Origin of the sequence: Bradyrhizobium sp. 1 (genome assembly GCF_023073315.1) — a bacterium.
Taxonomy (GTDB): domain Bacteria; phylum Pseudomonadota; class Alphaproteobacteria; order Rhizobiales; family Xanthobacteraceae; genus Bradyrhizobium.
In genome coordinates this window covers 250,907-270,691 of sequence record NZ_JADPJH010000018.1, presented here as the reverse complement: position 1 = coordinate 270,691, position 19,785 = coordinate 250,907, and the positions used below count along the sequence as shown (strand labels likewise).

Genomic DNA, 19,785 nt, shown 5'->3' with positions numbered 1-19,785 from the left:
GCCGGAAAGCTCGACTTCACCACGCGACACGCCGGACCGCGAGCGACGCTGCGGCCGGGCCGGTGTCATTTTGACGAAAAGGATGAGCGAACGGTTAATGCGGCTTCAGGTCCCGCGCGGCTTGACCCGCCGGGTCGGCAGCGCGCTTGCCGGGTCCTCCGGCCAGGGATGGCGCGGGTAGCGGCCACGCAGGTCGGAGCGCACGGCCGCGTAACTGCCGCGCCAAAAACCGGGGAGATCGCGCGTCACCTGGACCGGGCGCTGGGCGGGCGACAACAGCTCCAGCACCAGCGGCACCTTGCCGGCGGCGATCGACGGATGGGTGTTGAGGCCGAACAATTCCTGCAGCCGCACCGCGATGGTCGGCCCCTGCTCGGCCTCGTAGTCGATCGCAAGCACGGTGCCGGTCGGCGCCTCGAAATGCGTCGGCGCCTCGCGGTCGAGCCGTGCGCGCATCTCCCAGGGCAACAGCGCCATCAGCGCGTCGGAAAGGTCGCCGGCGGAAATGTCCTTGAGCGCAATCTTGTCGTACAGCGCCGGCACCAGCCAATCGTCGCGCCGCGCGATCAATCCGTCGTCGGTGAGGTCAGGCCAGCTCGCGCCTTCCGCCTTGCGCAGGAACATCACGCGGTCGCGCCATTGTTTTGCGGCCTTCGACCAGGGCAGCCGGTCGAGCCCCGCGGCGATCAATCCATCGGCGAAGATACGCGCGGTTTCCTCCGAGGGCGACACGGCAAGTGTCGCCTCGGACAGCGTGATCGCGTGCAGCGCGCGCTTGCGCCTTGCACGCAGCGCCATCGCACCACGGTCGAACGAGATCTCGTCGACCGCCTCGATATGCTCGGCGAAGTGCCGCTCGATCTCGTCCTGGGTAATTTGCGCGGCGAGCAGGATGCGGCCGCTCGCGGCCGTACCCGTCATCTCGCCGATCGCGATATAGGGCGCGCGGGCGAGTGACGACGTCTGCTCCACCGCCGCGCCGCGGCCATTGGCGAGCACGAAACTGCCGTTGCCGCGATTGCGCGCGACGCGGTCCGGGAAGGCGTAAGCGAGCATCAGGCCGGTCGAGAGATCATCCTGCTCCCCTGCCTTCTCCGACGCCGCCACCTGCGAGGCCCAGCGCCGCGCGAGATCGCGCGCGCTCGCGGCGCGTGGCGAACGGTCGCGGCGGAACTGGTCGCGGCGGTGCTCGAGATCGGCGCTGTCGCCGCCGAGCCCGCGTTCGGTGAGGATGGCCGCGATCTCGGCAGCGGCTTCGCCCTCGCCGGCGCGATGCGAATCCACGATCATGCGCGCCAGCCGCGGCGGCAGCGCCAGCGCGCGCAGGCTCTTGCCCTCCGCCGTGATGCGGCCATCGCCATCGAGCGCGTTGAGCTCGGACAGCAGGCTTTTGGCTTCCTTCCAGGCCGGCGGCGGCGGCGGATCGAGGAACGAGAGCGCGGCGGGATCGGCAACGCCCCATTGCGCGAGATCGAGCACCAGCGAGGACAGATCGGCGCTGAGAATTTCAGGCTGGGTATAGGGCGCAAGCGAGGCCGTCTGCGGCTCGTCCCAGAGCCGGTAGCAGACACCCGGCTCGGTACGGCCGGCGCGGCCGCGGCGCTGGTCCACGGCGGCGCGCGCCGCGCGCACGGTCTCGAGCCGCGTCAGGCCGATATCGGGCTCGTAGCGCGGCACGCGGGCGAGACCGGAATCGACCACGATGCGCACGCCCTCGATCGTGAGCGAGGTCTCCGCGATCGAGGTCGCCAGCACCACCTTGCGCATGCCCTTGGGTGCGGGCGAGATGGCGCGATCCTGCACGGCGGCATCGAGCGCGCCGAACAGCGGCACGATCTCGATAGAGGCATCCTGCACGCGCTCGGCCAGGAAATTCTGGGTGCGGCGAATTTCGGCGGCGCCCGGCAGGAATGCCAGCACGGAGCCGCTGTCGGCGCGCAGCGCAGATGCGATCGCATCCGCCATCTGCCGCTCGATCGGCGCATCCGCCTTGCGGCCGAGATAGCGCGTCTCGACAGGAAAGGCGCGTCCCTCGCTTTCGACGACAGGCGCGTCACCCAGAAGTTTTCCGACACGGGCGCCGTCGAGTGTCGCGGACATCACGAGGATGCGGAGATCCTCGCGCAGGCCGAGTTGCGCATCGCGCGCCAGCGCCAGGCCCATATCGGCATCGAGCGAGCGCTCGTGGAATTCGTCGAACAGGATGGCGGCAATGCCGGAAAGTTCGGGATCATCGAGGATCTGGCGCGTAAAAATGCCTTCGGTCACCACCTCGATGCGCGTCGCGCGCGAGATTTTCGAGCCGAAACGGACGCGATAGCCCACCGTTTCGCCAGTGCGCTCGCCGAGCGACTTGGCCATGCGGTCGGCGCTGGCGCGCGCCGCGATACGCCGCGGCTCCAGGACGATGATCTTTTTGCCTTTTGCCCAGGGCGCATCGAGCAGCGCCAGCGGCACACGCGTGGTCTTGCCGGCGCCCGGCGGGGCCACCAGCACGGCCGCGTTATGCGCCTCCAGCGTGCGCGAGAGGTCGTCGAGCACGGCATCGATCGGGAGGGGCGTGTCGAAATTGCGGGGCAAGTATCTCGGTCCCGTCATCACCCGCCTTGTGCGCAATTGCGCACTGGGGCGGGTGATCCAGTAAACTCAGGTCCCAATCATCACGAAGATCGGGGTTACTGGATACCCCGCCTTCGCGGGGTATGACAATCGTATGTGGCTATCAGCCCTGCGCCGGCGGACGGCCGACGCTCTCGTAGGTGAAGCCGGCCGCGGCCATGTCTTCGGGGCTGAAGATGTTGCGGAGGTCGACCACGACGGGCTGGGCCATGATGCTCTTCAGCCGGTCGAGATCGAGACCGCGGAACTGCGTCCATTCGGTGACGACGACCAGCGCATCGGCGCCTTGCGCGCAGGAATACGCATCCTCGCAATAGGTGATGTTGGGCAGTTCACTCTTCGCCTGCTCCATGCCGACGGGATCGAAGGCTTTCACCTTCGCGCCCATGTCGATCAGGCCGGTGACCAGCGGGATCGACGGCGCATCGCGCATGTCGTCGGTGTCGGGCTTGAAGGTGAGGCCGAGCACAGCGACGGTCTTGCCGCGCAGCGAGCCACCGAGCGCCTGGCTCACTTTCCGCGCCATCGCGCGCTTGCGGTTCTCGTTGACCGCCAGCACGGATTCGACGATGCGCAAGGAGACGTCATAATCCTGCGCGATCTTGATCAGCGCCTTGGTGTCCTTCGGGAAGCACGAGCCGCCGAAGCCCGGACCGGCGTGCAAGAATTTTGTGCCGATGCGGTTGTCCAGGCCGATGCCGCGCGCGACCTCCTGCACGTTGGCGCCGACTTTTTCGGAGAGGTCCGCGATTTCGTTGATGAAGGTGATCTTGGTCGCGAGGAAGGCGTTGGCGGCGTATTTGATCATCTCGGCGGTGCGGCGCGCGGTGAACATCAGCGGCGCCTGGTTCAGCGACAGCGGGCGGTAGATGTCACTCATCACCTTGCGGCCACGCTCGTCCGAGGTGCCGACCACGACGCGATCGGGGAACTTGAAATCGCGGATCGCCGCACCCTCGCGCAGGAATTCAGGATTGGAGGCGACGACGACGTCGGCCTTCGGATTGGCCTCGCGGATGATGCGCTCGACCTCGTCGCCAGTGCCTACGGGCACGGTCGACTTGGTCACGACGACGGTGAAGCCGGACAGCGACTGCGCGATCTCTTTCGCGGCGGCGTAGACATAGGAAAGATCGGCGTGACCGTCACCGCGACGCGACGGCGTGCCGACCGCGATGAACACGGCATCGGCATCCGCGACCGGCTTCGACAGATCGGTGGTGAACTCCAGCCGCTTGGCCTTCACATTGGCTGCAACCAGCTCATCGAGGCCGGGCTCGTAAATCGGGATCTCGCCACGATGAAGTGCCGCGATCTTCTTCTCGTCCTTGTCGACGCAAATGACGTCGTGACCGAAATCCGCAAAGCAGGCTCCGGACACCAGTCCCACATAGCCCGTTCCGATCATCGCGATTCGCATGAAAAACCCTGTTTTAGCTTGGTTAACGAAACCCCAATCCGGGGGCGGTTTAGCACTTTCCGGACGGCAGGGAACCGTCTGCACGCAAAAAACGGCACACGAATTGTACCGGTAAAGAAATCGTAAACCGCAAGGCCCCACACTGCCCCATGCCCGCACAAGGCCGGGCGGAACACGCCTCGAAACGGGACATCATGGCACCATCAGCCACAATCGCAGCGAGCGGGGGCACCAAGACCTCCGCTGCCGCGCGTGTCGACTGGGTCGACTACGCCAAGGGCATCTGCATCGTCATGGTCGTGATGATGCATTCGGTGCTGGGGGTCGAGCTCGCCGCCGGCGAGACCGGTTTCATGCATGTCCTGGTGGCGTTCGCAAAGCCGTTCCGGATGCCGGATTTCTTCCTGATCTCGGGCCTGTTCCTGCCGCTGGTGATCGATCGCGACTGGCGAACCTATCTCGACCGCAAGGTGGTGCATTTCGCCTATTTCTATGTCGTCTGGGTGACAATCCAGTTCGGCTTCAAGGCCCCCGCCTTCGCGGCGGAATCGAGCTGGCGCGACGCGGGCCTGCTGTATCTGGAATCCTTCATCGAGCCGTTCGGCACGCTCTGGTTCATCTACCTCTTGCCGATCTTCTTCGTCGTCACAAAATTGACACGCAAAATCCCGTCACCCGCGATCTGGCTCATCGCCGCCGCGCTGGAGACGGCGCGCATCACGACCGGCTGGACCGCGATCGACGAGTTCTGCGCGCGCTTCGTCTATTTCTATTCGGGCTATCTGTTCGCGCCTTATGTGTTCGCGCTCGCGGATCGCGCCCGCGATCGTCCGGCACTCGCGCTCGCGGCGCTCGCGACCTGGGCGCTGGTCAATGCCGGGCTGGTCGAGGTTGGAGCCAGCGAATGGAAAATCGTGTCGCTCGTGCTCGGCTTTGCCGGCGCATGCGCCATCATCACCATGGGCACCCTGCTCGCGCGCGCGCAGTGGTTGAACTTCTTCCGCTTCTGCGGCGAACATTCGATCGTGATCTATCTCGCCTTCTTCCTGCCGATGGCGGCAACGCGGACGCTGCTGCTGCACACCGGCATCATCCCCGACATCGGCACGGTGTCGCTGATCGTCACCATCGTCGGCGTGACCGGCGCGCTCGCGATCTGGCGCGCCGCGCTGCGGCTGCACGCCGACTTCCTGTTCGAGCGGCCTGATGCGTTCTGGATTGCGTCGAAGAACGCTGGGGCGGTGTTGCAGGCGGCGGAGTAACGAACTCGCTGTCGTCCCCGCGAACGCGGGGACCCATAACCCCAGGGTGGAGTTATGGCGGGAGATGGCAACTCCGAGTCATCGCCAAACCACTTCCTGTGGCTATGGGTCCCGGATCTGCGCTCCGCTTCGCGGCGCTTGTCCGGGACGAGAGACGATGAGGTGTGAATCGACCCAAAAATCCCCCTCGCAAGGCTGTCAAAACTCGCAAAAATTCATACATTGCGGCATGCCCAAAACCTCCCCCAGAACCGCCGAAACCAAGCCCGCCTCCGCAAAGCCCGTCGCCGCCAAGGCGGCCGGCAAGGGCGACCACGTCTTCCTGGTCGACGGTTCCGGCTACATCTTCCGCGCCTATCACGCGCTGCCGCCGCTGAACCGCAAGTCCGACGGCTTGCAGGTCAACGCCGTGCTCGGCTTCTGCAACATGCTGTGGAAGCTGCTCCGCGAGATGCCCGAGGACAACCGGCCGACGCATCTGGCGATCATCTTCGACAAGTCGGAGGTCACCTTCCGCAACAAGATCTATCCCGAGTACAAGGCGCACCGGCCACCGGCGCCCGACGATCTCATTCCGCAATTTTCGCTGATCCGCGAAGCCGTGCGCGCCTTCGACCTGCCCTGCCTGGAACAGGCCGGCTTCGAGGCAGACGATCTGATCGCGACTTATGTTCGAGAGGCCTGCGAACGCGGCGCCACCGCGACCATCGTGTCCTCCGACAAGGACCTGATGCAGCTCGTGACCGATTGCGTCACGATGTACGACACCATGAAGGATCGCCGCATCGGCATTCCCGAGGTGATCGAGAAATTCGGCGTGCCGCCGGAGAAGGTGGTCGAGGTGCAGGCGCTGGCCGGCGATTCCACCGACAACGTGCCGGGGGTGCCCGGCATCGGCATCAAGACCGCGGCGCAGCTGATCGTCGAATATGGTGATCTCGAACAGCTCCTGTTCCGCGCCACCGAGATCAAGCAGCCGAAGCGGCGCGAGGCGCTGATCGAGCATGCCGAAAAGGCGCGCATCTCGCGCCAGCTGGTGCTGCTCGACGACAAGGTCGACCTCGAGGTGCCGCTGGACGATCTCGCCGTCCACGAGCCTGACGCACGCAAGCTGGTCGCGTTCCTGAAGGCGATGGAGTTTTCCACACTGACGCGCCGTGTCGCCGATTATTCGCAGATCGATCCGGCCAACGTCGATGCCGATCCCGGCTATGCCAGCGGCGCCAGCGTCTTCTCGCCGCTGCCGCCCTCGGACGTCGTGCCTGCGCCGGGCACGCCGGCGCAAGTTCCGTCGGGCCAGCGCAACGCATCGGCCAGCAAGGAGGACAAAGCTGCGGGCCCGAAGGGCGCGCCGATTTCTCTCGCAGCCGCGCGCGAAGAGGCCTTGCGCAAGCTTCCGGTCGATCGGGGCAAATACCAGGCGATCAAGACGCTCGCCGAGCTCAACGCTTTCATCACACGCATCCACGATGCCGGTCATGTCGCGATCGAGATCCGTGCCAACTCCATCGATCCGATGCAGGCCGATTTCTGCGGCATCGCGCTGGCGCTGGCCCCGAACGAGGCCTGCTATGTGCCGCTGGCGCACAAGCAGTCCGGCGGCGGCGCCGGCCTGTTCGATGCCGGTCTCGCGCCGGATCAGGTCAAGCACGCCGACGCGATCGAGGCGTTGCGGCCCGTGCTGGAATCATCAGGCATTCTCAAGATCGGCTTCGACGTCAAGTTCACCGCCGTGATGCTGGCGCAGCATGGCATCACCTTGCGCAACACCGACGATGCGCAGCTGATCTCCTACGTGCTCGATGCCGGCCGTGGCTCGCATGGGCTCGAACAGCTCGCCGAGCGCTGGTTCGGCCACGCCATGCTGAAGGAGGGGGAGCTGCTCGGCAGCGGCAAGGGCAAGATCACCTTCGATCAGGTGCCGATCGACAAGGCCGCGCCGCTGTCGGCCGAGGCCGCCGATATGGCGTTTCGGGTGTGGCGCGTGCTGAAGCCGCGCCTCGTCGCCGAGCACATGACGACCGTGTACGAGACGCTGGAGCGGCCGCTGGCGTCGGTGCTTGCGCGGATGGAGCGACGCGGCATCTCGATCGACCGGCAGGTACTGTCGCGTCTCTCGGGCGATTTTGCCCAGACCGCCGCGCGCGTCGAAGCCGAGATCCAGCAGATCGCGGGCGAGCCGGTCAATGTCGGCAGCCCCAAGCAGATCGGCGACATCCTGTTCGGCAAGATGGGGTTGTCAGGCGGCACCAAGACCAAGACCGGCGCCTGGTCGACCACCGCGCAGGTGCTCGACGAGCTCGCCGAGCAGGGCCACGACCTCCCGAAGAAGATTCTTGAGTGGCGCCAGGTCTCGAAACTGAAATCGACCTACACCGATGCGCTGCCGACCTATGTCAATCCGCAGACCCATCGCGTGCACACGACCTACGCGCTGGCGGCCACCACGACGGGCCGGCTGTCGTCGAACGAGCCGAATTTGCAGAACATTCCGGTGCGCACCGAGGACGGCCGAAAAATCCGCCGCGCCTTCATCGCGACATCAGGACACAAGCTCGTCTCCGCCGACTATTCGCAGATCGAATTGCGATTGCTGGCGGAGATCGCCGATATTCCCGTGCTGAAGCAGGCGTTCAAAGACGGGCTCGACATTCACGCGATGACCGCCTCCGAAATGTTCGGCGTGCCGATCGAGGGCATGCCGAGCGAAGTCCGCCGCCGCGCCAAGGCGATCAATTTCGGCATCATCTACGGCATCTCCGCGTTCGGCCTCGCCAACCAGCTCGGCATCGGCCGCGAAGAAGCCTCCGCCTACATCAAGAAATATTTTGAGCGCTTCCCCGGCATCCGCGCCTACATGGACGAGACGCGCGACTTCTGCCGGAGCCACGGCTATGTCACCACGCTGTTTGGCCGGAAGATGCACTATCCCGACATCAAGGCTTCGAACGCCTCGGTGCGCGCCTTCAACGAGCGCGCCGCCATCAACGCGCGGCTTCAGGGCACCGCCGCCGATATCATCCGCCGCGCGATGACGCGGGTGGAGGATGCGCTCTCCGAGAAGAAGCTCTCGGCGCAGATGCTCTTGCAGGTGCATGACGAACTGATCTTCGAGGTGCCGGACGCGGAGGTCGCAGCGACGCTCCCGGTCGTGCAGCACGTGATGCAGGACGCGCCGTTCCCGGCCGTGCTGCTGTCGGTCCCGCTGCATGTCGATGCGCGCGCGGCGAATAATTGGGATGAGGCGCACTAGCCTCTTTCTTTACCTCTCCCCGCAAGAGCGGGGCGAGGGAGCGCACCGCGTTCGCCGCACCAGATCGAATTGTCCTCCGAGCAATTGCGCGATGGCCCCGCGGGGCCACGCATATTAGAACCGTGCAATCCCCCGCACCGGTTCACCCATGCCTCACACCTCCGCCCTGCTCGGCTTCGCCCTCGTCTGCCTCGGCCTCGTGCTCACGCCGGGGCCGAACATGATCTACCTGATCTCGCGCTCGATCACGCAGGGGCCCGCGGCGGGCATCGTCTCGCTCGGCGGCGTAGCGCTGGGCTTCGTTTTCTACATGCTGTGCGCGGCGTTCGGCATCACGGCGCTATTGCTCGCCGTTCCCTTTGCCTATGACGCGCTGCGCTTTGCCGGCGCCGGTTACATGCTCTGGCTCGCCTGGCAGGCGGTGAAGCCGGGCGGACGCTCGCCGTTCCAGGTAAAGACGCTTTCGATCGACAGCCCGCGCAAATTGTTCGCGATGGGCTTCGTCACCAATCTGCTCAACCCGAAGATCGCGATGCTTTATCTGGCGCTGTTGCCGCAGTTCATCGACCCTACCGCCGGCAGCGTGCTGACGCAGTCGGTGATGTTAGGGGCGATCCAGATCGCGATCAGCGTCAGCGTCAACGCGATGATCGCGCTCGCGGCTGGATCGATTGCGCTATTTTTGGGGAGCCGGCCAAGCTGGATGCTGGTGCAGCGCTGGCTGATGGGCACTGTGCTGGCCGGGCTCGCGGTGCGGATGGCGGTGGAAGCGAAGAAGGTGTGAGCGGCTGTTTTCACCTCGCCCCGCTTGCGGGGAGAGGTCGGAATTCGCGCGTAGCGCGGATTCCGGGTGAGGCGGTACAGGTCTCACGTCGATCTCATGTGCGGAGAGAGGCCCCTCACCCCAACCCTATTCCCGTAAGAACGGGGAGAGGGAGAAGAAACCTCAATCCAGCTTCGCCTCCATGCCCCGCTTCACCGCCGGGCGGGCCATCAGCGCCTCGTACCAGCGCCTGACGTTGGGGAAATCGGCCAGATCAACCTTGTGGCGAGGGTGGCGCCAGGCCCAGCCCAAAATAGCAAAATCGGCAACCGAGAGGTCGCCGGCGACGAAGTCGTGGGTTGCCAGCCGGCGGTCGAGCACGCCGTAGAGCCGGCGGGTCTCGGCCATGTAGCGCTTCAGGCCGTAGGCGCGGTCCTGCTCGTTCTCGAGTGCGATGAAATGATGCACCTGGCCGGGCATCGGGCCGAAGCCGCCCATCTGCCACATCAGCCATTCATAGACCGGAATGCGCTCGCCAAGCGATTTCGGCAGGAATTTGCCGGTCTTTTCGCCGAGATAAAGCAGGATCGCGCCCGATTCGAAGATGCCGACCGGCTTGCCGTCCGGACCCTCGGGGTCGAGGATCGCCGGGATCTTGTTGTTGGGGCTGAGCTTCAGAAACCCGGGCGCCATCTGCTCGCCCTTGCTGATGTTCACCGGCACCACCTTGTAGGGCAGCCCCATTTCCTCCAGCGCGACCGAGATCTTGCGGCCGTTCGGCGTGTTCCAGGTGTGCAGCTCGATGGTCATGCCTTATTTCCTTCCCCAAGATATCTGGCATCCACCTACCTCAGAAGGTTGCACCCCCACAACCGGCGGACCGGGATGGCCGATCCCTGTTGACGGGAGACACCCCCTCTGGAATGTCGGGGCCGTCGCGGATAAATTCCGCCACCTCCAAAACGCTCCCGAGGGACCGCCGTGTCGAAATCAGCCTCCCGCGCCCGCCTGTTCGAAATCATCCGCCGGCGCTCCTTCGGCCGCGGCGATGTCACGCTCGCGTCGGGCCGCAAGAGCGATTTCTATTTCAACCTGAAGCCGACCATGCTCGACCCCGAGGGCGCGACGCTGCTCGCCGAGCTGACCTATGAGACGCTGAAGGACGACAATCTCGATTTCATCGGCGGGCTCGAGATGGGCGCGGTGCCGCTGGCCGGTGCGCTGGCGCAGATCTCCTGGATCAAAGGCCATCCGATCGCGGCGTTCTTCGTGCGCAAGAAGCCGAAAGAGCACGGCGCCAAGCTCGGGATCGAAGGCCTGCCCAAGGGCGAGACGCTTGCCGGCAAGCGCGTCGTGATCGTCGAGGACGTCACCACGACGGGCGGCTCGGCGATGAAGGCGGTGGAATCCGTGCGCGAGACCGGCGCCGAAGTGGTGCTGGTGCTGACCATGGTCGATCGCGAGGAAGGCGCCACCGACACCTTTGGCGCGGCCGGCCTGCCGTTCCGCTCGCTGTATAAGGCGTCGGAGTTTTTGAAGGCTTGAGGCCTCCCGTGTCCCGGGCGCGTCGCAGCGTGTAACGATGCGACGCAGAACCGGGACCCAGTCTTGCTAGATGGGCCCCGGCTCTGCAGCGCATCACGCCGCGAAGGGCGGCGCGCTGCGCAGCGTCCGGGGCACGAGAGTCCGCCAGGATCTGCTTCCTCAACCCCTCATTTACCATCCCGCTCTATGGTGAATCATTCGCTGAGACCTCGTTGGTCCCGGCCCGGTTCAGTAGCGTCGGGTGGAGTAAGCGTTGCGTACAGTCATCTCCCATGCGCGCCGGCGGCGTCGCGCGATGCTTGTGGCCGCCATCCTGGCAGCACCGCTGCTGGCAGCTCCGGCCCCGGTTTCGGCCGAAGGCCTGTTTGATTTCTTCTTCGGTGGAGCACAACAGCAGCGGCCTCAGCGCGAGGTGCCGCAGCAGGCGAGCTCCTACGCCGATCCCTTCACCGGCCAGCAAAACGCAGCAACACCGCAATATGTGCCGCCGACGCGTTCGGCCGCGGCCGGCGGCTCCGGCCCGGCGTTCTGCGTGCGCAGCTGCGACGGAAAATATTTTCCGCTGATGCGCGGCCTCGCCTCGCCCGCGCAGATGTGTCAGGCGTTCTGTCCTGCCAGCACGACAAAGGTCTATTTCGGCTCCTCGATCGATGGCGCCTATGCGCAGACCGGCGAACGCTACGCCGACAGCGAGAACGCGTTCGCCTATCGCAAGGCGCTGCGCTCGGACTGCACCTGCAACGGCCGCGAGCCGGTCGGCCTCGCGCCGGTCGATCTTGCGCTGGATTCCTCGCTGAAAGCCGGTGACGTGATCGCGACCACCGACGGCCTGGTCGCCTATACCGGGGTCCGTCTCGGCAACGACCAGGCCGCAGAGTTCACCCCGGTCGCCTCCTATCCCGGCCTCACCGCGCAGGTCCGCGCCCGCCTCGGCGAGATGAAGGTGGCGCCCGTGCGGGCAGAGACTGTTGCGGCAGATGCGCCGGCGCCGGCCGAGATCGTGCGCCAGGCGCTGCCCGATGTGACGGTGCCGAAGACGCAGAAGCCGGCGAAGCGGGCGGGATTGGATTAATTCAGTCTCGTGTCCCGGACGCGGCGCGGCATGAAATGACGCGACGCTGAGCCGGGGCATGAGACCGTCACCTCCCGATGATCACCCCGATCACATTCGGCGCGGCTAGATATTTCTCCTCGATCGCCGCACGCGCAGCGGCGCGGTTTTCCTGGGTCAGCAGCCCGCGCTTCTCGGCCAGAATCATCCAGCAGAAGCCCCACCAGTCGGTCAGCAGGCCGGCTTCACCGATGAGGTCGTAGCCCTGCTCGGCCGCGAAGATGCGCGCATGGGCTTCGTCCAGCGTATCCAGGAACAGGTGGTCCTCGACCGAGAACAGGTCGTCGCTGATGTCGTCGATGGTGTAGCCCCAGATCGACTGGCACACCGCGTTGAACTCGCGGTCGAACTGGTCATCATCGATCCTCTGGCGCCGCGCCGCCTGATGCAGTCGCGACAGCGAGCGCGCGAAATCGGCGATCCGGGTGAGGGCAAATTGATCGAAGGCAATGGTGGACATGTAGTCCTCGCAAAGTCGGACAGACGCTAGATATTGTGTCGGCAACGCGCCGAATCACAATGATATATCAAAGACTTGCTAAAGTGTTCTTAATTTGTTCTAGAGCGAGGATTGCAGCTCAATAACAGCGCGAGGCCGCAATCGCGTGGACGCGGCGGTCACCGAGCAGATGGGCGACAAAGCCGTTCTTCGGAAAGATTCTTGCGAAAGCCGCGTCGCGGATGCTGAGGCCGCCGGCATAGGCGCCGAAGGCCGGCATCACGGCGCGCATCCCGTCACTGGCGAAACAGCGGCGCTCCATCGAGCGGCCGCGCGCGGAGACGCGCGCCTTCGGATGCAGATGGCCGGCGATCTCGCCATGCGCGCCGGTCGGCTCGTGGCGGAAGGTGATCGGGCCGATCGCGACCTCGTCGGCAATGGTGCCGCCGAGATTGCACGGCAGCGCTGGATCGTGATTGCCCGAGATCCAGATCCAGTCGCGGCCGCTCTGGAGCGCGGCGACGGCGTCACGATCGTCCGCGGACAGGCGCTCATGCGCGGTGCGGTCGTGAAAGCTGTCGCCGAGCGCGATGACTGTGCGCGGGTCATGGCGGGAGATGACAGCAGCGAGACGGCTCAGCGTTGCGAGCGTATCGTAGGGCGGCAGCAGCACGCCGCGCGTGGCGAAGCTCGAACCCTTTTCCAGATGCAGATCGGAGACGACGAGCAGGCGCTGCTCTTCCCAGAACAACGCGCCGGAGAGATCGGCTGCGAAGGTCACATCGCGGATGATGACTCCGGAAACGCGCATGTCCTCGACATCTCCTGAAACCAGCGCGCCTACCGTCACGTCAAAACCTGCTTTATCCCATCGCCTCTTTGACCAGCTCGTTGGCGGCTTCCGCCAAAAGCTCGTCTGCAGCTTCGCCATAGACTGACTCGCGGCCGATTTCCAGCATCACCGGGACGGCGAGCGGGGAGACGTGGTCGAGTTCCCGGTGGGTGATGCGGCCCTGGATGCGGGTCAGCATGTCGCTGAGCCGGCGAAGATCGAGCAGGCCGGTGGCGGCGTCCGCTCGCGCGGCACGCAGCAGGACGTGGTCGGCCTGGTGTTTTCGCAAGACGTCGTAGACGAGATCGGTCGAGAACAGCACCTGGCGGCGGCTCTTCTCCTCGCCGGTGTGGCGGCGGGCGATCAGGCCGGAAATAATTGCGCAACTGCGGAAGGTGCGCTTCATCAGCGCGGATTCCGCGAGCCATGCCTCGAGGTCGTCGCCAAGCATGTCCGGATCGAACAGCGCGTTGAGATCGATCCCGCCGTTCCGGATCATGGACGACATGTCGCCGAGCGTCCAGATTGCCACCGCATATTCGTTGGCGACGAAGCCAAGCGGCCGCGCACGGGCGCGCTCCAGCCGGCGCGTCAAGAGCATACCGAGCGTCTGGTGTGCAAGGCGTCCTTCGAAGGGGTAGAAGACGATGTAATGCTTGTTGGCACGCGGAAAGCTCTCCACCAGCAGCTCGCGCACCGCCGGCACGCGGGAGACGTCTTTTTGCAGGGATAGCCAGTCGCGCACCTGCTCCGGCAACGCATGCCACGCGCGCGCGTCATCGAGCAACCGGCGAACGCGTTCGGCGAGATAGGTCGAGAGCGGAAACTTGCCGCCCATATAGGACGGCACCTTCGGGTCTTTATCGTTGGCGCGGGAGACGTAGACCTGATCCTCGACCAGTGTTTCGTAACGCACCACCTCGCCTGAGAACACGAAGGTATCGCCCGGGCTGAGACCCTCGATGAAAGCTTCCTCGATCTCGCCGAGCAACCTGCCGCCGCGGGCGATCACGCCGGTCGAGCCGCCCGCTTTTCCTTGACCGCCACCGCGCGAGCGCACCAGCCGCACCTTCAGCATGTCGTCCTCGACGATGGTGCCGACATTCATGCGGTAGCTCTGACGCACCTTTGGATTGGCGACGCGCCAGCGCCCTTCCTTGTCCTGCTTGATGCGGGCAAAGCGCTCATAGGTCTTCAGCGCGTAGCCGCCGGAGGCGACGAAATCGACGACATCGTCGAAATCCCGCCGCGTGAGCTCGGCGTAGGGCGCGGCGGTGCGCACCTCGTCGTAAAGCTCGTCGGAGAGAAACGGCTCGCCGCAGGCGCAGCCGAGGACGTGCTGAGCAAGCACGTCGAGCGCACCGGTGCGCAGGGGCGGCGTGTCCTGCGCATTCTCGGCGATGGCATCGATCGCGACGCGGCACTCCAGCACCTCGAAGCGATTGGCCGGCACCAGCACCGCGCGCGAGGCTTCGTCGAGGCGATGGTTGGCGCGACCGATGCGCTGCATCAGGCGCGAGGATCCCTTGGGTGCGCCGATATTGACGACGAGATCGACGTCACCCCAGTCGACACCGAGGTCGAGCGAGGAGGTGCAGACCACGCCGCGCAGTTTGCCTGCAGACATGGCGTCCTCGACCTTGCGGCGCTGGGCGACGTCGAGCGAGCCGTGATGCAGTGCGATCGCGAGATTATCGTCGTTCATGCTCCAGAGAGCCTGGAACAGCATCTCGGCCTGACTGCGGGTGTTGACGAACACCAGCGTGGTCTTGTTCGCCTTGATCAGCTCGTAAATCTCGGGAAGCGCATGGCGCGCGCTATGGCCGGCCCAGGGTAGACGCTCGCGCGTGTCGAGCATCTCGACCAAGGGCGGCGCGGCGCCACCGGCGATGACGATGTCGGCCGATTGGGGACTATCTTTCGGCTGCGGGACCAGAAAGCGCGCCAGTGATTCCGGCTCGGCCACCGTCGCGGACAAGCCGATCGCGCGCATCTGCGGCGCCAGCCGCCACAGCCGCGCGAGCCCCAGCGAGAGCAGGTCGCCGCGCTTGGAGGTCACCAGCGCGTGCAGCTCGTCAAGCACGATGCGCTTCAAGGAGGAGAACAGGAACGGCGCGTCGTCGGAGGACAACAGCAGCGCGAGTTGCTCCGGTGTCGTCAGCAAAATATCCGGCGGATAACGTCGCTGCCGCTGGCGTCGCGATGTTGGTGTATCGCCGGTGCGGGTCTCGATCTTGATGGGCAATTCCATCTCCGCGACCGGCCGTTCCAGATTGCGAGCGATGTCGACGGCGAGCGCCTTGAGCGGCGAGATGTAGAGGGTGTGCAGGCCGCTACTGCGCTGGAGTCTGCGGCCGGTGGAGACAACCGTTTTCGCCGAAACGGCTGGCGCAGAACTCAGGTCCACCAGCGTCGGCAGAAAGCCCGCCAGCGTCTTGCCTGCGCCGGTCGGCGCGATCAGCAGTGCGGAACGATCCTCGCGCGCTTTCTCCAGCAGCGCCAGCTGATGTTCACGCGGCGACCAGCTCCGCGCCGCGAACCATCGCTGGAAGCGGTCGGGCAGCAGCATGCCCGGCTCGGCCGGGATTTTGAGGATGCGGGGCGGCACGGCATGACAGGTAAGCCGTGGGGGTGGGTTCGTCGAGGGGTGGCTTACTTCGCCTCTCCCCGCTTGCGGGGAGAGGCCGGAATGCGCGCGCAGCGCGGATTCCGGGTGAGGGGGAGCCTCCGCGAGCCCAATTGTCACTGAATACGCCGAGAGAGCCCCTCACCCCAACCCTCTGCCCGTAAGAACGGGGAGAGGGAGAAAACTTACTCCGACATCGGCTTGTCGGAGATGTCCCAGTCCTTGCCGCTGAAGATCGAGATGAAGAGCGTCTTCATCGGCGTGTAGTCCTCGGGGGTGTAGTCGTAAGTCACGCCATCGAGAAAATAGGGCGAGTGGAAGCCCGCGAGCGTGGAGGCCTGCTTGAGCACGTTGGCGCGGCTGAGATCGTCGCCGCAGCGGCGCAGGATCTCGCCCATCGTGACCGCCTGGCCGTAGCCGGCGAAGGCGATGGTGTTGTCCTGGTCGATGGCCGGCGTGTACTTCTTGCGCAGCTCCTCGAACGCCATCACGTCCGGGTCCTTCTCCCATTTGGGCAGCCCGACCTCCTTGTTGTAGCGGATGGCGACGATGCCGGTGGCGTTCTCGAGGCCCGCAGCATTGAGGATCGAGCGGCCCGTGGAGCCGGCCGACAACAATTGTAGCGGCTTCCAGCCGAGCTCAGCGACCTTCCGGATCGCCTGCGACGTCGCCTTGCCGGTGGTGATGTTGTAGAAGACATCCGCGCCCGACTTCGAGAGATTGATGAGCTGGGAATCAACCGTCGGATCGGTGAGATCGTAGGTCTGCTCCATGATCACCTGCGCGGTGCCGCCGGCATCAGCGAGCACCTTCTTGAACGGACCGAGGAAGTCGCGGCCAAAGTCGTCGTTCTGATAGAGGATGCCGATCTTCGCGTTGGGCTTCACGTTGACGACATGCCGCGCCAGGATGCGTGCTTCGGTCGGATAGAGCGGCAGGCCCGCCATCGTCCACTTGAACTCTTTCGGGTTATTCCACTTCGACGCGCCCGTGTTGAGCAGCAGTTGCGGCACGCCCTTGGAGTTCAGGTATTTGTGCACGGCGGTCTGTGGCGCGGTGCCGAGCGAGCCGTAGAGCGCGAGCACTTCTTCCTGCTCAACGAGACGCCGCGTCGCCTCGACGCATTTCGGCGCGCTGTAGGCATCGTCCATGGTGAGGAACTTGACCTTGCGTCCATTGATGCCGCCCTTCTCGTTCAGCATCTGGAAATAGGCCTCGCCGATGCGTCCAAGCACTCCGTAGAGCGAGCCTGGGCCGGAATGCGGCACGGTCTGTCCGATCTTGATCTCGGTGTCGGTGGCGCCGGCATCGTATTTCTTCTCCGCGGCCCAGAGGTACGGCGCAGGCAGAGTGGATGCAGCGACGGTGGCGAGTGCGCCGGCGCTGAAATCGCGCCGCGATGGATTCTTGGTCATTATCTGTTTCTCCCTAGCGCGCGCATTGTGCTGGGAACGCAACACGGCTCGCAAGCATGAAGTCGCCGCTTTGCGACGCAATGACGCTTAAATCGCCGCGTGTTTAGCGCCTAGACTCAAGTTTTCTCGGCGACGGCGACGAGACCGCGCACCGGCTCGTCATTCTCGATGCGTGGAGAACCCGACTCCAGTGTCAGCAGCTTGAGTCCGGCCTTCGCAATGGCACCGCGGACATATTCCGCTGAGTGGGCATAGCGCAGGCCCTCGCCGAGCACGATGTCGTCGCCGTCATGCGTCTCCACCGTGAAGGCGAGCACGCCGCCGGATGCGAGCACGCGCTTCGTTTCGGTCAGCACCGGCGCAAGATCGGAGAGATAGACGTAGGCATCCGCGGCGACGACGAGGTTGGCACTCGCATCGGCCTTCGTGCGCAGGCCTTCGATCATGTCGGTGACTTCGAGCTCGGCATAGAGATTTGTGGCGCGCGCCTCCCTGATCATGCCGGGCGACAGATCGATGCCGATGAAACGATCGACTTGTCTCGCGAAGGCCGCGGCCGCAAGCCCGGTGCCGCAGCCGAGATCGATGGCATGCTTGAACAAGGCCGGCTTCTTCGCGGCGACGCGCGCAGCCACCACCGCCTTGAAGATCAACGACGGCCCGCGATAGTCGAGATCGTTGACCAGCGTACGCTCGAAGCGCGGCGCATATTGATCGAACAGGGCCTGCACATAGGCCTTTGGCATTTCGGAGAGCTGCGCATCGCCGAGCCGCATCAGATGCAGCTCGGCGCCGTGCTGATCATTGGGATCCCCCCGGAGCGCTTCGCGAAACGCCGCAACGGCCTTGTCGCGCTCGCCGAGTTGCGCGCGGATTTCGCCGAGCGTGAACCAGGCCGAGGTGAAGTTGGGGGCGAACTCGATCGCCTGCTCGATGAGGTCGGCAGCGGCCGGCAGATCGCCCTTGAGCTGGAGATCACGTGCGAATTCGAAGCGGCGGTCGGCCATGAGATCGCCGGAGGTCAGGAACAGGCGCAGGGGCATTGGGAACCAGAGAGGAGAGCGGGTGGTGACTCGAAGATGCGGTGGCGCGACCTATATAACAGGCATGCGTCCGCAAGACATCCTGTTGCCAGCTGCTGCCGGCCTGTGCTGCAAGCCCGGCGGCTTCCATATCGACCCTGTCCGTCCCGTGGAGCGGGCCGTGATCACCCACGGCCATTCCGACCACGCCCGCGCCGGCCATGGCGCCGTGCTGGCGACGCAGGAAACGCTGGACATGATGCGGCTGCGCTATGGCGAGAATTTTGCCGGATCGACGCAAGTCATCAGCTATGGCGAAGAGATCCGGCTCGGCGATGTCAGCGTGAAGTTTCACCCGGCCGGCCATGTGCTGGGCTCGGCGCAGATCGCCGTGACCTGCAAGGACACCTGCATCGTCGCCTCCGGCGACTACAAGGATGCGCCTGACCCGACCTGCACCCCGTTCGAGCTGGTGCTCTGCGACGTCTTCATCACCGAGGCGACATTCGGCTTGCCGGTGTTCCGGCATGGCGATGCGGCCGACGAGGTGAAGAAGCTGCTGGCGTCCGTCGCATTGTTTCCCGAACGGGCGCATCTTGTCGGCGCCTATTCACTCGGCAAGGCGCAGCGCGTGATCGCGCTGCTGCGCCAGGCCGGCTATGACGCGCCGATCTATCTGCATGGCGCGATGGAGAAGATCACCGAGTACTATCAGAGCCGCGGCATCGCGCTCGGCGAGCTCAGGCCGGTGCTGGGCATGAAGAAGGCGGCGCTCGCCGGCACCATCACGCTGGCGCCGCCCTCGGCCACGTCCGATCTCTGGACGCGCCGTTTCCCCGACCCCGTCACCGCGTTTGCGTCAGGCTGGATGCGCGTGCGCGCCCGTGCCCGGCAGCGTGGCATCGAACTGCCGCTGGTGATCTCCGACCATGCCGATTGGGACGGCCTCACCGCGACGATTGCCGCGACCGGCGCCGGCGAGATCTGGGTCACCCACGGCCAGGAAGATGCGCTGGTGCATTGGTGCAAGTCGCGTGGCTTACGTGCGCAGCCGCTCGATCTCGTCGGCTATGGCGACGAGGAGGAGAGCGAGACGCCGCTCCCTGATGAGGCGGAAGCATGAACCGCTTCGCCGAACTGCTGGACCGCCTCGCCTACGAGCCCGGCCGCAACAACAAGCTGCGGCTGCTCACCAGCTATTTTCGCGAGACCGGCGATTCCGACCGCGGCTACGCGCTGGCCGCGCTGACCGGCGCGCTCAGCTTCAAGCACGCGAAACCCGCGCTGATCCGCGACCTCATTGCATCCCGGACCGATCCGGTGCTGTTCGGGTTGAGTTACGACTATGTCGGCGATCTCTCGGAGACGGTGGCGCTGATGTGGCCGAAGCGCAACGCAAACAACGACGAGTCTTTTCCGAGCCACCCCTCTCCCCCGCCCTCCCCCACAAGGGGGGAGGGAGCGCAGCGGAGTTCGGT

The 19,785-nt window shown here is 65.2% G+C and carries 14 protein-coding genes and 1 pseudogene; 7 read left to right on the top strand and 8 right to left on the bottom strand.

What is annotated here, in order from left to right:
* Positions 1 to 105: 105 nt before the first annotated feature.
* Both hrpB and IVB29_RS13690 read right to left on the bottom strand, forming a co-directional pair.
* Positions 106 to 2,580, bottom strand: coding sequence for an ATP-dependent helicase HrpB (hrpB, locus tag IVB29_RS13695; RefSeq protein WP_247504310.1), 2,475 nt, complete (start codon positions 2,578 to 2,580; stop codon positions 106 to 108).
* A 142-nt stretch (positions 2,581 to 2,722) separates the two neighbouring features.
* Positions 2,723 to 4,039: a UDP-glucose/GDP-mannose dehydrogenase family protein gene (locus IVB29_RS13690; RefSeq protein ID WP_247503893.1), complete on the bottom strand. Its 1,317-nt coding sequence runs from the start codon at positions 4,037 to 4,039 to the stop codon at positions 2,723 to 2,725.
* A gap of 194 nt (positions 4,040 to 4,233) precedes the next feature.
* Here IVB29_RS13690 and IVB29_RS13685 point away from each other — a divergent pair, with 194 nt between their 5' ends.
* The 3 genes from IVB29_RS13685 to IVB29_RS13675 all read left to right on the top strand — a co-directional run bounded on the left by IVB29_RS13685 (position 4,234) and on the right by IVB29_RS13675 (position 9,338).
* A complete protein-coding gene (locus IVB29_RS13685) occupies positions 4,234 to 5,301 on the top strand; it encodes an acyltransferase family protein (RefSeq protein WP_247503892.1) in 1,068 nt (355 codons plus the stop codon).
* A gap of 229 nt (positions 5,302 to 5,530) precedes the next feature.
* Positions 5,531 to 8,554, top strand: coding sequence for a DNA polymerase I (polA, locus tag IVB29_RS13680; protein ID WP_247503891.1), 3,024 nt, complete (start codon positions 5,531 to 5,533; stop codon positions 8,552 to 8,554).
* 148 nt (positions 8,555 to 8,702) lie between these two features.
* Positions 8,703 to 9,338: a LysE family translocator gene (locus tag IVB29_RS13675; protein ID WP_247503890.1), complete on the top strand. Its 636-nt coding sequence runs from the start codon at positions 8,703 to 8,705 to the stop codon at positions 9,336 to 9,338.
* 162 nt (positions 9,339 to 9,500) lie between these two features.
* Here IVB29_RS13675 and IVB29_RS13670 read toward each other — a convergent pair whose 3' ends face one another.
* Positions 9,501 to 10,127, bottom strand: a complete 627-nt coding sequence (locus IVB29_RS13670; protein WP_247503889.1) for a glutathione S-transferase family protein — start codon at positions 10,125 to 10,127, stop codon at positions 9,501 to 9,503.
* A 171-nt stretch (positions 10,128 to 10,298) separates the two neighbouring features.
* On the opposite strand from IVB29_RS13670, the gene pyrE reads away from it, so the two are divergent.
* Positions 10,299 to 10,862 carry an orotate phosphoribosyltransferase gene (gene pyrE / locus IVB29_RS13665; RefSeq protein ID WP_247503888.1) on the top strand — a complete coding sequence of 188 codons (564 nt, stop codon included), beginning with the start codon at positions 10,299 to 10,301 and terminating at the stop codon, positions 10,860 to 10,862.
* 295 nt (positions 10,863 to 11,157) lie between these two features.
* Positions 11,158 to 11,934 carry a DUF2865 domain-containing protein gene (locus IVB29_RS13660; protein WP_247504309.1) on the top strand — a complete coding sequence of 259 codons (777 nt, stop codon included), beginning with the start codon at positions 11,158 to 11,160 and terminating at the stop codon, positions 11,932 to 11,934.
* Positions 11,935 to 12,001: 67 nt separating this feature from the next.
* Here the strand turns inward: IVB29_RS13660 and IVB29_RS13655 are convergent, their stop codons facing one another.
* The 5 genes from IVB29_RS13655 to IVB29_RS13635 all read right to left on the bottom strand — a co-directional run bounded on the left by IVB29_RS13655 (position 12,002) and on the right by IVB29_RS13635 (position 18,328).
* Complete coding sequence (locus IVB29_RS13655; RefSeq protein ID WP_247503887.1) at positions 12,002 to 12,433, bottom strand: hypothetical protein; 432 nt, start codon at positions 12,431 to 12,433, stop codon at positions 12,002 to 12,004.
* A gap of 118 nt (positions 12,434 to 12,551) precedes the next feature.
* Entirely contained in the window at positions 12,552 to 13,223 is a 672-nt protein-coding gene (gene pdeM / locus IVB29_RS13650) for a ligase-associated DNA damage response endonuclease PdeM (RefSeq protein ID WP_247503886.1), read from the bottom strand.
* Positions 13,224 to 13,275: 52 nt separating this feature from the next.
* Positions 13,276 to 15,852 carry a ligase-associated DNA damage response DEXH box helicase gene (locus IVB29_RS13645; RefSeq protein ID WP_247503885.1) on the bottom strand — a complete coding sequence of 859 codons (2,577 nt, stop codon included), beginning with the start codon at positions 15,850 to 15,852 and terminating at the stop codon, positions 13,276 to 13,278.
* Positions 15,853 to 16,055: 203 nt separating this feature from the next.
* Positions 16,056 to 17,285, bottom strand: coding sequence for an ABC transporter substrate-binding protein (locus tag IVB29_RS13640; protein WP_247503884.1), 1,230 nt, complete (start codon positions 17,283 to 17,285; stop codon positions 16,056 to 16,058).
* A 116-nt stretch (positions 17,286 to 17,401) separates the two neighbouring features.
* A complete protein-coding gene (locus tag IVB29_RS13635) occupies positions 17,402 to 18,328 on the bottom strand; it encodes a methyltransferase domain-containing protein (RefSeq protein ID WP_247503883.1) in 927 nt (308 codons plus the stop codon).
* Between the two features lie 64 nt (positions 18,329 to 18,392).
* Between IVB29_RS13635 and IVB29_RS13630 the strand changes: the two genes are divergently transcribed.
* Complete coding sequence (locus IVB29_RS13630; protein ID WP_247504308.1) at positions 18,393 to 19,430, top strand: ligase-associated DNA damage response exonuclease; 1,038 nt, start codon at positions 18,393 to 18,395, stop codon at positions 19,428 to 19,430.
* Positions 19,427 to 19,774: pseudogene (locus IVB29_RS13625) on the top strand (ATP-dependent DNA ligase); the annotation flags it as partial. The gene IVB29_RS13630 and the pseudogene IVB29_RS13625, both read left to right, overlap by 4 nt.
* Positions 19,775 to 19,785: the final 11 nt, after the last annotated feature.